Genomic DNA, 13,136 nt, shown 5'->3' on the forward strand with positions numbered 1-13,136 from the left:
GGCCGCACTGGTGCGACCGCTTTTCGCCGTCGAACCCTATGGTGGGCATGTGTTCCTGTTCCGCAGCAAGAGCGGGACGTATCTAAAGGCGCTGCATTGGGATGGCACCGGGCTGTGCCTGTTCGCCAAGCGGCTCGAGCGGCACCGGTTCGTCTGGCCGCCGCTGGTCGACGGCGGAGTCATCCTGACGCCCGCGCAGTTCGCCCTGTTGATCGAGGCGATGGACTGGCGGCGGACCGTCAGTCCCGATCCGCCAAGGTTGCCCGAGCAGGTGTGATGGCCCGGATTTTGCGTGGATTTGCGCGCTTTTCGATTGGCCGGATTCGCCGATTCTGCTAACGGGAACCGTGTCTCCCGAGCAGCTTGAACTCGCCTCCGATCCAGCTGATCTGCGCGCCCTTGTGGAGCAGATGCAGGCACGGCTTGCGGCATCGGAGCAGGCGCTGGAAGCCGAACGGCAAGAGTTGGCCGCCACGCGCAACGAACTGGCGGCGGCAAAGAACGCGGTCGTTCTGACTACGCTCCAGATCGAGAAGTTGAAGGCCACCCTGGCCAAGCTCAGGCGCATGAAGTTCGGTCAGTCGTCCGAGCGCATGGCGAGCCAAGCTGACCAGCTGGAACTGACGCTCGAAGAACTGGAAGCCGAGCAGGCCCATGCCGAGTGCGTCATCGAAGGCAAGCTGCCGGACCGGGAGCCGAAGGCACCAAGCAGCCGGCCCCGCCGTTTGCCCTTGCCCGAGCATCTGCCGCGCGATGAAGTGATCCATGCCGCTCCGGCTGCGGATCGCTGCACAGCTTGCGGTGGCGCGATGTCGGCGCTCGCCGAAGATGTCACCGAAGTGCTCGAGTATGTGCCGGGCAGTTTTCGCGTGGTGCGCCACGTCCGCCCCAAGCTCGCCTGTTCGTGCTGCGATACGATCAGCCAGGCTCCCGCTCCTGCGCTACCCGTGCCACGCGGCAAGGCAGGGCCGGGATTGCTGGCCCATGTCGTCGTCTCGAAGTTCGCCGATCATCTGCCGCTCTACCGCCAGTCGCAGATTTACGCCCGCGAAGGCGTCGATCTCAGTCGTTCCACCCTGGCCGACTGGCTTGGCCAGGTGAGTTGGTTGCTCAGGCCCTTGGTCGATCGCATCGCCGACCATGTAATGGCCAGTCCCAAGCTCCATGCTGACGATACCCCGGTTCCGGTACTGGCACCCGGAACCGGCAAGACGGCCACCGGGCGATTGTGGGTTTACCTGCGCAATAATCGGCGATGGAGCCCGAACGACAAGCCTGCGGCGCTGTTCCGCTACAGTCCCGATCGCAAGGGTGAACGACCACGCGAACACCTCAAGACTTTCGCGGGCTTCCTGCAGGCCGATGCCTATGCCGGGTTCGAACGGCTCTACGATCCGACCCGCGAAGCCGGCATCATCGCGCCCGTGGCCTGCTGGGCACATGTCCGGCGCAAGCTCTACGATGTGTTCAAGTCCGACAACACCTCGGCCGCCGCCGTGGCGATCGAGAAGATCAAGGGACTCTACGAGATCGAGCGCTCGATCGATGCCGAACCCGCCGAGATCCGGCGACGCGCGCGCAAGCTGTCGAAGCTCAAGATTCTCGATTTCTTCGTCTGGGCCGATGACATCCTGGCGCGGGCATCGGCACGTTCACCGCTGGCCGAAGCCCTGCGCTATGCCGTCAAGCTCAAGCCGCAACTCCTCGCCTATACCGACGACGGCCGCCTCGAGATCGACAATAACCTCGCCGAGAACGCGCTGCGCGGCATCTGTGTGGGTCGCAAGAACTGGCTGTTCGCCGGTGCCGATTGCGGCGGCGAGCGCGCTGCCGCCATGTCTTCGCTGATCGAGACCGCGAAGCTCAACGGCGTCAACCCGCAGGAATGGCTGGCCGATGTGCTTGGCCGCATCGGCAAGGGTCACCCCATCAACCGGGTGGACGAGTTGCTGCCTTGGAACTGGAAGGGTCTTGATTGATGCTGTGCCAAGCAGACTGATAACTGACTGCTACCTGCGATGTAGTGGCAAGAATGGCTTTGAGTCCCCGTCTGCTCCGGGGACTTCACCAAGCTTGGGCGGCGGCGCAATCACCGCGGAAAATCCAAAGCCAACGTGGCCCTTCACACATCGCACTACATCCACAGCGGACGGCTTGCCTGGTTTCCAATCGACAGGAAAGGCCACAGACCACGAATGGGTCCACGATTGATCAATCGTCACCATCGTAGGCCCGCAAGCAAAAACGGCCTCTTCCAAGATTTGACGCGACGGCAAACATTGATCGCTCATTATCTGACGACCCGCACTATCTCGGCAAGATACGCTGCCAGAAATCGGTCCGTCCGTCATATCGGTGTGTGTCAGAACCACGTACTGCGGCAGGGTATTCCTTTCGTCCGTCCGCTTCGGCCCCGGTGAACAGGCTTCCAAGAACGCTAAGCTGCAAGCAGCCAAACCTATTTTCTTAGTGTCGACCCAAGTCCTGCCCATACCTCAGTATCAATGAGCTCTCGGCTGTCTGCAACCCCACCAACTCAACGACGGGGCTCCATCACCGGACGCTTACGCTGCTCCGGGCCGCCTCCAGGAACACGGGCAGGTCGAGCATGTCGAAGGTCACGGTCGGATGCTTTGTCGGCCGTTCGTAGTGCACGCCCTGCAGCCAGGCGTCGATGTGGCGCGCGGCGCGCTTGCCATGGCCGACCGATATGGTGACCGATTGCTCGCCCGGCACCATGTCGCCTCCGGCGAAGATGCCCGGGTGGCCGGTCATCATGTCGGGACCGACCTTGACCGCACCATTCGCCGTGAACTCGATGCCAGGCACCTGGCCAAGAAAGCCGCTGTCGGTTTCCTGGCCAAGCGCCAACACGATCGCGTCGGCCGTGAGCGTCTCGAACCGTCCGGTGGGCCGTGGCCGGCCGTTCTCGTCGAGTTCCATCGTCTCGACGGTTAGGTCGGGCCCCACGATCTCCTTGATCGTGGTCAGCCACTTGATCCTGACGCCTTCCTCGACTGCCTCGTCGGCCTCGAAGGCGTGTGCCGGCATGTGGGCGCGGTCGCTCCGGTAGACGATCAGCGCCTCCTCGGCGCCGAGGCGCTTCACCGTGCGCGCAGCATCCATCGCGGTGTTGCCGCCGCCATAGACGACGACGCGGCGCCCGAGGCGGGGCGGTTCGGCGGCGGCGACCTTATGCAGGAGCGAGACGGCGTTGAGGACCCGAACCGCGTCACGAGCAGGAATATCGACATGCTTGCCGATGCCGGCGCCGATGGCGATGAAAACCGCATCGAAGCCGCCGGCCGCCTTCTCGGCCAGCACGTCCTCGACCTTGTGATTGAGGACGATCTTGACGCCCATGGCCTCGATCCGCCCGATCTCGCGCAGAAGGTCGGCGCGCGGCAGCCGATAGGCCGGGATGCCGAAATGCATCATGCCACCGGGAAGGGGGCCAGCTTCGCGAATCTCCACAGCGTGACCGAGACGGGCGAGGTGATAGGCAGCCGAAAGGCCGCTGGGGCCTGCGCCGATCACCAGCACCCGCTTGCCGCTCGATTCCGCGTCGACGGGATAAGGCCAGCCCTCGGCGGTCGCCCGATCACCGAGAAAGCGTTCGACCGCGTGGATGCCGACGGCGTCATCGAGTTCGGCGCGGTTGCAGGTCATCTCGCACGGGCGGTAACAGACCCGTCCGTGGACTGCCGGCAGCGGATTGTCGCGAACCAGTGCCTCCCAGGCTGCACGGTATTTGCCCGCTTGCGCCAGATCGAGCCAGGCCTGGATGTTCTCGCCAGCGGGGCAAGCCGCGTTGCAGGGCGGCAGATGGTCGATCCATTGCGGGAGCTGTTGTCGCGTCGCTCCTGTCCCGACGGCCACGGCGTGCGTGCGGGTTGCGTCGGGTTGCCTCAACATTGATGCATCCTCCACTCTCTACGACGCGCCGTTTTCCATTCGCTCCTCAAAGATCCGCTTGGCAGCCGATGCAGAAGCTTATGGGGATGAGGATGAACCCGTATCTTCGAGCCCACACTAAATTTCCGCGGCGGACGCCTTCAAATGCACTCCCACAGAATCAAGCCAAGCGCGGCGGTGCTGTCTTTGATCCGCGTTAAAGACCCACGTCGCAAACGGTGGAAATCTTGATCTTGGTGACCGGAGGAACATTCGAGAGGTTAAGATGGATCTTTTTCGCGTCGAGGCCGAAGAGGAAAAACAAGGCGAGCAAAAAAGCACGGGCACGTGGCTTATCGCGGCGGGCAGCTTGTTTGGGGCTATGTCTCTCGTACCGGAGAGCTATGCCGTCAAATCGGTCAATGTGCAGCTCGACACGGCTTGGGGGCCTGAACGGGTTATCGGGTGGATGCCGAGCCGGCCCGTCTTGAACAGAAGCGGCGGGCTGCCCTGTTAGGTGACATTGCACGGGCAGGGCGTGGCCTGCTTACCAGTCCGGATGAAACAAGCGCTTACGTCCGACCGCCCTGTCATCGTTCAGGACGACTTGACCTGACGAGTGACGTCACACTTTTCAGCGGAGCACGACGCAAAGATCTGCCGAGAGTGCTACCTACCACAGATTTCAGTTCGTGCCACGAGGGGCGGCCGCTTTAGTGCAGCGTCGTGGAAAGGGGGGCATAGACTCGGCTTCAACAACGAAAGTTCTGACCCATGGATCGCCAGGAAAACAAGCAGCCGTCTCTCGATCCGTATAGGACCCCCGCGCCGTCTGGGACCTTGACCGGATTGTCGGCGGACGAAGCTCATCGGCTGCTGGCTCAATACGGCGAGAACACGATTCAGGAACGCCGGGTCAGCCCGCTTCGCAAGCTCCTCTCCTTTTTCTGGGGCCCAATCCCCTGGATGATCGAAGTCGCCGCCGCGCTCTCGGCTGCGGTGCAGCATTGGGAAGACTTCGCCATCATCCTCGTCTTGCTGCTCCTCAATGCCGGCGTCGGGTTCTGGGAGGAACACAAGGCCGACAACGCCATCGAGGCTTTGAAACAGCGGCTTGCGCCTAACGCCCGCGTGCTTCGCGATGGGACCTGGCAGGATCTCGCGGCGCGGTTGCTTGTGCCCGGCGATGTCGTGCTGATCAAGCTCGGCAACATCGTTCCAGCCGACGTCGCGCTTCGCGAAGGAGACTATCTCAGCATCGACCAGTCAGCGCTCACGGGGGAATCGCTGCCGGTCGACAAGAAGCAGGGCGATACCGCCTATTCGGGCTCGGTCGTTCGTCAAGGCGAGATGCGGGCCGTTGTTACCGCCACCGGCATGGACACCTATTTCGGCAAGACCGCGCGTCTGGTGGCGACCGCGCAGCCGCGATCGCATTTTCAGCAGGCGGTGCTGAGAATAGGAAATTTCCTGATCCTGATGACGATCGGCCTGGTGGCGGTGATCCTGCTCGCGGCGCTGTTCCAAGAAACACCGCTCGTCGAGACTTTGCTGTTCGCCTTGATCCTGACGGTCGCCGCGATTCCGGTCGCGCTGCCTGCGGTCCTGTCGGTCACCATGGCGGTCGGCGCCTCAACACTCGCCGGCATGAAGGCGATTGTCTCTCGCCTCGTCTCCATCGAGGAGATGGCCGGCATGGACATCCTGTGTTCAGACAAGACCGGGACGCTCACCAGGAACGAGTTGACGCTGGGCGAGCCCGTCCTCGCTGGGGGCCAAGACCGGAAAGAGTTGTTACTCGCAGCCGCCCTGACATGCGCGCGCGAGGCTCCCGACGCGATTGACGCAGCGATCCTCGGCGGGATCGATGAGAAGGCGCTGGCCGGCTTCAAGGTCGCGCATTTTGAGCCGTTCGATCCGGTGCGCAAGCGCGCCGAAGCGGAGGTTCAGTCGGGGTCTGATCGCTTCAAGGTCGCGAAGGGCGCGCCGCAGGTCATCCTCGACCTTGCCAAGACCGATCCGGAGTCGCGGAGCCGCATCGAAAAGACCACCGACGATCTGGCCGGCCGCGGCTACCGCACGCTGGGCGTTGCCCGGTCGGAGGCCGATGGTGTCTGGACGTTCCTGGGCCTTCTGCCCTTGTTCGATCCACCGCGCGAAGACTCCGCTGAAACCATTGCAACCGCGAAACGCATGGGCCTCGACGTGCGCATGGTCACGGGCGATCACGTCGCCATCGCGCGCGAGATATCAAAGCAGCTCGGTCTCGGCGCTGACATTGTTTCGGCCCGGGAGGTATTTACGCATGAAGGCCACGACGGCGATGGGGCGCGGATCGAGGGCGCTGACGGTTTCGTCGAGGTGTTCCCGGAGCACAAGTTCAAGATCGTGCGCACCTTGCAGCAGGCCGGACACATCGTCGGCATGACCGGCGACGGCGTCAACGATGCGCCGGCGCTCAAACAGGCCGACATCGGCATTGCAGTCAGCGGCGCAACCGATGCCGCGCGCGCCGCCGCCGCGTTGGTGCTCACCGCACCCGGGCTCTCGGTAATCACACAGGCTGCAGAGGAAGCGCGGCGCATATTCGAGCGTATGACGGGCTACGCGACTTTCCGCATTGCCGAGACGATCCGCGTGCTGTTGTTCATGACGCTGTCAATCCTGGTGTTCGATTTCTATCCCGTCACCGCCGTGATGATCGTGCTGCTCGCCATCCTCAATGACTTCCCGATCCTGACTATCGCCTACGACAATGTCCGCGTTGCCGGACAGCCGGTGCGGTGGGACATGCACCGCGTGCTGACGATCAGCACAATGCTCGGGCTGCTCGGGGTCATCGCTTCCTTCCTGCTGTTCTGGATCGCCGAGCGATATCTGGCGTTGCCCCGGCCGACGATCCAAACCCTCATTTTCCTCAAGCTTCTCGTCGCCGGTCATCTGACCATCTACCTGACGCGCAACGAAGGTTGGTTCTGGCAGCGCCCCTGGCCCAGCTGGAAACTCATCGTCGCTACCGAGACAACCCAGGTGCTCGGCACGCTCGCTACCGTCTATGGCTGGTTCGTCGAGCCAATCGGCTGGACCTACGCCTTGCTGATCTGGGGATATGCGCTGATCTGGTTCCTGTTCAACAACCTGATCAAGGTCTGGACTTACCGGATGCTCCGGAGCGGGCCGTCCTGGCATGCGCGGCACCTCGCGAGGGTCCACGGCACAGTGCATGGTCGCGAATGTGCCCCGGCGACGTGCGGCCGTCGGGTACCTGGCCAAGCCGGGAAACCTCAACCGGAGCGCGCGGCGTAAGTCCGTCGGCAACCGACGCCCAGACAGGGCGCTTGATATCCGTTGAGACGTATGAATCGCTCGTCGGCGCGGAGACGGTCGAGCGCATCCTCACCAAGGCGCAACGGCTTCGCGACCTGCACGTCGTCAACGTCAACTCCACCTACGGCGGCGGCGGGGTTGCCGAAATCCTGTCGTCCCTGACCCTCCTGATGAACGCGGCCGGCATCCGGGCCGGTTGGCGGGTGATCCAGGGGCGCCTCGACTTCTTCTCCGTCACCAAGAAAATGCACAACGCGCTTCAGGGCGGTGAGATCAATCTGAGCGAACTCAAGCGGAACATCTACGAGGAGGTCGTTTTCGAAAACGCGGTTCGCATGCATCTCGACCACGATCTGGTCATCGTCCACGACCCACAGCCTTTGCCGCTGATCGAGCATTTCCGCAAGAAGGCGCCGTGGGTGTGGCGCTGCCATGTCGATCTGTCGAACCCCCATCAGGAGCTCTGGTCATATCTGGCGCCGTTCATCGAGCGGTATAATGCCGTCGTCCTCTCGTTGCCGGAGTACGCTCAGAAGATCACATCGCCGCAACGTTTCATCATGCCGGCGATCAAACCTTTCTCGACGACGAACAAGGAACTGTCGGACGCAGAGATCGACGAACGGCTCAGCTATTACGATATTCCAACAAATCGGCCACTCATTGTTCAGGTCTCACGCTTCGACAAATGGAAAGACCCGCAGGGCGTGATCGACGCCTTCAGGATTGCTCGGAAAGAGGTGGACGCGACGCTCGTGCTGGTCGGCAATGTCGCGACCGACGACCCAGAGGGCCAGGAAATCTTTGAATCCGTGTAGATGCGGCGAGGACCGCATCTGGATTCTGTCCGTCCAGGACTCGGCCCTCGTCATCGCCTTGCAACGACGCGCCACTGTCGTGTTGCAGAAGTCGATCCGAGAGGGCTTTGGTCTCACAGTTACCGAGGCGATGTGGAAGGTTACCCCCGCCATCGGCGGCAATGTCGAAGGCATCCGCCATCAGATCGAGGACGGGGTGAACTGCTTTCTCGTCGACCGCATCGGGGAAGCTGCTGAGCGGATCGTCCAAATCCCTAAAGATCCGGAGCTTGCGCGAATGCTTGGCAAGAAGGCGAAAGAGACTGTGAGGGAGCGCTTCCTGATGACCCGGCTGATGGAGGAGTGGTTGGACCTCGTCGGCTCGTTCGAACCGGACTTTCGATTGAAGGGAAACTTGGCTGCGTAATGCGGTGGAGATGAGACGGGCCGAGGCGGTTCGATGAACGAGTTCCGTCGGGACAGGACCAGCGGCGAGTGGGTGGTCATCGCGCCGGAGCGTAGCCGTCGCCGGCAGCAGTGGCATTGCCGCAAGAATGAGGACGATGCGATTCCTAGGTAGCACCGCTGATCCGGCAGCCCTTTCTCTTTGGCGAAGCGGGCGTCAGGCCGCATGTCGACATCCCCTGGCAAAGTCGCCCTGGGCGCGCGCTTCGCTTCGTCCGGACCCCGTCCACGATTGCAGCAGTTCCTGATCGATTCCCGCTAGGTCCATCAGCTTGTCGGGTTCCAGGATGCTGAGGCGCCGGTAACAGAATTTGAGAATATCCGCATTCGCGAGGTCGCGCAGCACCCGGTTGACATGAACGCCCGTCAGGCCTGTCGCATCCCCGATATGCTCCTGCGTCACTGGCAAATGCATTTCCTCGATCTGGTACCCAGGCCATCCTGCCCGGGAACGGACAAACAACTCAAGCAGGAGGCGGGCAATCCGTTCGTGTGCCGAACGTCGACCGATACTGGTGAGGTGATCGAATGACAGGCTGCGTTCCCGCGCCATCAGCAAGGCGAGCCGCAGACCTAGGTCGGGTTGGTGCTGCGACAAATGGCCCAAAGCCTTGTGTGGAATCACGCAGACGACAACGTCCGTCAGCGCTTGCGCGCCAAAGGTCATCGGCGCGCCGAGCGGCGAATTTAGGCCCAGCATAGCACCGGGCAATGCGAAATCGAGAATCTGCCGCCGTCCGTCGGCGAGAATTGTGTAGCGGAACATCCACCCATCGATGAGATTGAAGATCGCGTCACAAGGTTCCCCGAGGTTGAGGAGATCCTGACCTGCCTTGAGGTATCGGTCATTGGACCGGTACCCGGAAATAAACTCCACCGTGCCAGCGCTGTAGCCCGCGCAAAGACCGTCAACGCGGGCTTGGCACGTTTCACAATCGACGCCAGCGCTTTTGGGTGTCCTCATGATATTCGCCATCGCTGCGTCTCCCCGAATTGAAGCCAACCCAAATTTTGACGTGACCAGTGTGTCTCTTCGACAGCACCGGTTGCACGTCGACCTTGAGACGCACGCGCGCCCAATGGGGATGACCTTCGCTCACCCCAGCACACCACAGACGCGGTGACGGCGGAACGATTACAGTGATTCTCCGACGGGTTCGCCAAGGGGGGCGTAAGAGGAGCGGTGAATAGAGTGCATCCATGGCTGCATCTGACCGACACGGTCACGAGAATGGGCCCGCGCACTGGGTCCGAACCGATTTCATCTGCTTTCCCGGTCATGTCGTGGCCATCGCGCCGCTACCCGGCTGACACATCGCAAGCGAAGAAATCGAGCTTTTGAGCCCGGCCGCTTCCCGCCTCCGATATCTTGACCAACACACGGAAGTTTAACCCAAGGCAAAGATTTGGTCCGCCGTCGCGGGCATCGTTCGACAATTGGAAACGCGGCGTGCTGGCGAACGCTCTGTTACCTGAAGAGCGCTAGCTCGGGCAGAAATGCAGATCGGAAGCGCGATCGTGGACCGATCAAGATAGACGTGGCGTTTTCACATGAAGAAGACTGAGATGCGGCAGATGGAGCATCAGTCCGGACCTTTGGGCGCCGCTTGCATGACCGATGAAGGGCAGTGGCAATGGAATGGCTTTTGCAGAACTGGATTTGGATACTAGTCGGTGTCGCCTTTGTTGCCTTGCATATGTTCGGGCATGGTGGCCACGGCGGTCACGGAGGACATCGCGGCGACCGCTCTGACGGTCGGAGTACCGATCACGGATCAGCGGAACGGCGCGACGCGGATGCATCTTCGGCGCATCGGCATTAGGAGACGCGCGCGGGACGCAGGTCTTCGCCCCCCGAGGAACTAATTGGAGCGCGCGATGTTGAACACGAAACTGGTCGCTTGGTCATTGGGCATCTGGACAACCATCACGTTTTTGGTTTGCGTGATTTACGGACTGGTCACGCCGCAAAGCCTGCGCATGAGCGGATTTCTGGAAATGATGCTGCCCGCCTTCAAATGGCTCACCTGGTGGGGTTTTCTGCTCGGCCTGGTCGAGGCCTTCCTCTATGGTGTCTACGCCGGTCTCGTCTTTTGTCCGATCTACAATTTGCTGCACAGAAGATGGGGCGCACGGCCAACAATGATGCCGTTTGGCAGATCGTACAGAGATTGAGCCTGTTGAGACGCCCTGTTCTTCCCGGTCGCGATTGCGTCATATGGTATTTCCACCAGCAAATTTCCGACTTGCGAGGCCGATGACGTTGGCGCTGTTCAATTGGGGCTGGTTCAAACGGCTCCGAATACAGCGGGGGACGGGGGGCTCTGTTGCGGCGAGGACTGAGTACACGTTTACATCAATCAAGCTCGATTTCGAGCATATGTCGATGAAGTCCGGGATCGCACCACTCAGGCTTCGGAGGGCATCACCGAGATTAAACAGGGAAAGCTGGTCGAGACGACCCGCGCAAGCAGTCGAAAATCAGTCTGTTCGACGTCGGGACTGCAGCGCGCTGCGTGTATGGTCTGGCGCAACGGCACCACCGTCCGCCTTGAATCCGCATCAAGACGAAGAGTTCTGCGATAGGAGAATGAATTATGGCATCACAGCAAGGAAAGATCCGGGTCGCGCTGAACGGTTACGGTGTAATCGGCAAGCGAGTCGCTGACGCCGTTGCGAGCCAGCACGACATGGAACTTGTCGGCATCGCCGACATCGAGACAGACTGGCGGATGAGGACGGCCCTTAGGAAGGGATTCAGGCTCTTTGCGTCGCTAGAGGATCGCGGCGAAGCCATGAAGAGGGCGGGCTTGGACGTGTCCGGCACGCTCGACGACCTCCTGAACGAGACCGACGTGGTGGTCGACTGCACTCCGAAGCCGATCGGAGCGCAGAATGCCGAGCATTACCGTACACGCGGGGTGAAGTTCATCGTACAGGGGGGCGAGAAGCACGAGGTGACCGGGCATTCGTTCGTAGCCGAGGCGAGCTATGCAAGCGCGCTAGGGCAGATGGCCACCCGGGTTGTCTCCTGCAATACCACCTCTATCGTGCGCACCTTGACGGCTCTAAAGCACGCCGGCCTCGTGAAAAGGGCAAGGGGTACCGTCATGCGGCGCGCGACAGACCCGTGGGAAAGCCACAAAGGCGGGATAATGAACACTCTCGTTCCAGAAAATGAAATACCGAGCCATCAAGGCCCAGATGCCCGGACGGTCGATCCCGAGCTTGATGTCGTGACGATCGCCGTGAAGGTGCCAGAAACCATCGCGCATCTGCACAGCTGGTCCGTGCAGTTGACGCGCAACGCGTCAAAGGAAGAGGTAATCGACGCATTCCGTCAGTCTTCTCGGATTGCGCTCATCCGGATGAGCGATGGCTTGACGGCGCTCAATACAGTCAAGGAATTAATGGCCGACGTCGGACGGCCTCGCGAAAACCTTTACGAAGTTGCGCTATGGGAAGACCTGGTGGCAGTGCAGGGCGATGAGGTCTTCTATGCCTACATGGTCGATAATCAGGCGATCGTAATTCCCGAGACCATCGACGCGATCCGTGCACTTACCGGTCGTGAACGCGACGCAAGCGCTTCAATCGCCTTGACCAACGCCGCGCTGGGTATCGGCGCGCTGTTGTCCTGAGACCTCACGCCTCGCTCATTGCAAGGCTGCACTTCCCATGGGCCTTGCAGGCGTTGCGCCAGAAACTTGCTGATGCGTTTCTGGCATCCTTTGACCCCTGGTCCAGACACCAAAGTGCGGGAATCATGGATCAAATTGAGCATTTCACGCTACTGGTCAGCGCAGGCGCCATCTGGGTGCGCCCATGCCGCAGGAAGATCATCAAAGCCGATCACAAGCTCGTCGACCGCGAGCGCGCCGGAGCCCAACCTGATGTCGATCCCCGCCGCCCGGAGTTTTTGGGCCGCAGGACCGCCGATGAAACCCAGGACAAGCCGATGAACACCGGTTTTCAGGATCAGATCACACATTGCGTCGGGCGTGTCATCCTCCCTTGCGCGAAACTCGCGAGAGCCGTTATCGGGATCGATGATGAGGAGGCCGTCGCATTTGCTGAAGAACGGGCACAGCACGGTTCCCTCATGCGAATGCGTGACCAACAATGCCGTCCGGGCCGACGGTTCTGGACGACTCAAAGCCGAGTGTGACATCCCTTCCTCGCTTGCTAAATATTTCCGGTTTGGAAGAACACAGATGAGACGAGTCTCAAGCTGCAATCCTTAATCCCGATCAAATTGATCATGGGTGCCGCGGCAGCGAAGTACAGAGTTCCAGGATTGGCCATTGCTGCCATGGTGGCTGACACCTTCTCTCGAGCGAATGTGCCGGCGGTCGTACCGGCAGGCCAACGTGGTCGTTCGCGCCTTTTGGGCAATTCTTGTCACTCCGCTATTCCTGCGCCTTGCCGACCCTGAGCAGATCCTTGAACTCCATCGGGAATGGAAAGACGATCGTGGAACTGCGCTCACTTGCGATGACGTTGAGCGTGGAGAGATAGCGCAGTTGCATTGCTTCGGGCTGCCGTCCAAGGATCTGCGCCGCCTCAAGCAACTTTTGCGCGGCTTGATGCTCGCCTTCGGCATTAATGACCTTGGCGCGCCGCTCGCGCTCCGCTTCAGCCTGGCGCGCGATC

General features: G+C 61.2%; 12 protein-coding genes and 1 pseudogene. 9 read left to right on the plus strand and 4 right to left on the minus strand.

Annotated features, from left to right (window positions below):
- Together tnpB and tnpC are read left to right on the plus strand one after the other, a co-directional pair.
- A partial coding sequence (tnpB, locus tag NN5_RS21735; protein ID WP_067738219.1) for an IS66 family insertion sequence element accessory protein TnpB occupies positions 1 to 277 on the plus strand: 277 nt, incomplete at its 5' end.
- Positions 278 to 410: 133 nt separating this feature from the next.
- Complete coding sequence (gene tnpC, locus NN5_RS21740; RefSeq protein WP_051010117.1) at positions 411 to 1,979, plus strand: IS66 family transposase; 1,569 nt, start codon at positions 411 to 413, stop codon at positions 1,977 to 1,979.
- Between the two features lie 574 nt (positions 1,980 to 2,553).
- Here the strand turns inward: tnpC and NN5_RS21745 are convergent.
- The gene (locus tag NN5_RS21745) at positions 2,554 to 3,915 is read right to left on the minus strand and encodes an NAD(P)-binding protein (protein ID WP_013833413.1); all 1,362 of its coding nucleotides are present in this window, start codon (positions 3,913 to 3,915) and stop codon (positions 2,554 to 2,556) included.
- A gap of 265 nt (positions 3,916 to 4,180) precedes the next feature.
- Here NN5_RS21745 and NN5_RS21750 point away from each other — a divergent pair, with 265 nt between their 5' ends.
- The 4 genes from NN5_RS21750 to NN5_RS26675 all read left to right on the plus strand — a co-directional run bounded on the left by NN5_RS21750 (position 4,181) and on the right by NN5_RS26675 (position 8,445).
- A complete protein-coding gene (locus NN5_RS21750; protein ID WP_067738222.1) occupies positions 4,181 to 4,411 on the plus strand; it encodes a hypothetical protein in 231 nt (76 codons plus the stop codon).
- A gap of 257 nt (positions 4,412 to 4,668) precedes the next feature.
- Positions 4,669 to 7,200 (plus strand): plasma-membrane proton-efflux P-type ATPase, encoded by a 2,532-nt coding sequence (locus tag NN5_RS21755; protein WP_013833415.1) that lies wholly within the window; start codon positions 4,669 to 4,671, stop codon positions 7,198 to 7,200.
- 32 nt (positions 7,201 to 7,232) lie between these two features.
- Positions 7,233 to 8,039: a glycosyltransferase family protein gene (locus NN5_RS26670; RefSeq protein ID WP_013833416.1), complete on the plus strand. Its 807-nt coding sequence runs from the start codon at positions 7,233 to 7,235 to the stop codon at positions 8,037 to 8,039.
- Positions 7,990 to 8,445: a glycosyltransferase gene (locus NN5_RS26675; protein ID WP_198409097.1), complete on the plus strand. Its 456-nt coding sequence runs from the start codon at positions 7,990 to 7,992 to the stop codon at positions 8,443 to 8,445. Before NN5_RS26670 ends, NN5_RS26675 begins: the two co-directional genes overlap by 50 nt.
- A gap of 195 nt (positions 8,446 to 8,640) precedes the next feature.
- Here NN5_RS26675 and NN5_RS21765 read toward each other — a convergent pair whose 3' ends face one another.
- Entirely contained in the window at positions 8,641 to 9,459 is an 819-nt protein-coding gene (locus tag NN5_RS21765) for a Crp/Fnr family transcriptional regulator (protein ID WP_148274999.1), read from the minus strand.
- Between the two features lie 658 nt (positions 9,460 to 10,117).
- On the opposite strand from NN5_RS21765, the gene NN5_RS27355 reads away from it, so the two are divergent.
- The 3 genes from NN5_RS27355 (at position 10,118) to NN5_RS21775 (ending at position 12,124) form a co-directional block, all read left to right on the plus strand.
- A complete protein-coding gene (locus tag NN5_RS27355) occupies positions 10,118 to 10,306 on the plus strand; it encodes a DUF2933 domain-containing protein (RefSeq protein ID WP_083835219.1) in 189 nt (62 codons plus the stop codon).
- A gap of 55 nt (positions 10,307 to 10,361) precedes the next feature.
- Positions 10,362 to 10,658, plus strand: coding sequence for a DUF5676 family membrane protein (locus NN5_RS21770; RefSeq protein WP_013833419.1), 297 nt, complete (start codon positions 10,362 to 10,364; stop codon positions 10,656 to 10,658).
- Positions 10,659 to 11,080: 422 nt separating this feature from the next.
- Positions 11,081 to 12,124 (plus strand): type II glyceraldehyde-3-phosphate dehydrogenase, encoded by a 1,044-nt coding sequence (locus tag NN5_RS21775; RefSeq protein WP_013833420.1) that lies wholly within the window; start codon positions 11,081 to 11,083, stop codon positions 12,122 to 12,124.
- Between the two features lie 149 nt (positions 12,125 to 12,273).
- Here NN5_RS21775 and NN5_RS27360 read toward each other — a convergent pair whose 3' ends face one another.
- Entirely contained in the window at positions 12,274 to 12,654 is a 381-nt protein-coding gene (locus NN5_RS27360) for a NifB/NifX family molybdenum-iron cluster-binding protein (protein WP_013833421.1), read from the minus strand.
- A gap of 238 nt (positions 12,655 to 12,892) precedes the next feature.
- Positions 12,893 to 13,136, minus strand: a pseudogene (locus NN5_RS21785) (slipin family protein); the annotation flags it as partial.

The sequence above is a fragment of the Novosphingobium naphthalenivorans NBRC 102051 genome (genome assembly GCF_001590985.1).
GTDB lineage: Bacteria > Pseudomonadota > Alphaproteobacteria > Sphingomonadales > Sphingomonadaceae > Novosphingobium > Novosphingobium naphthalenivorans.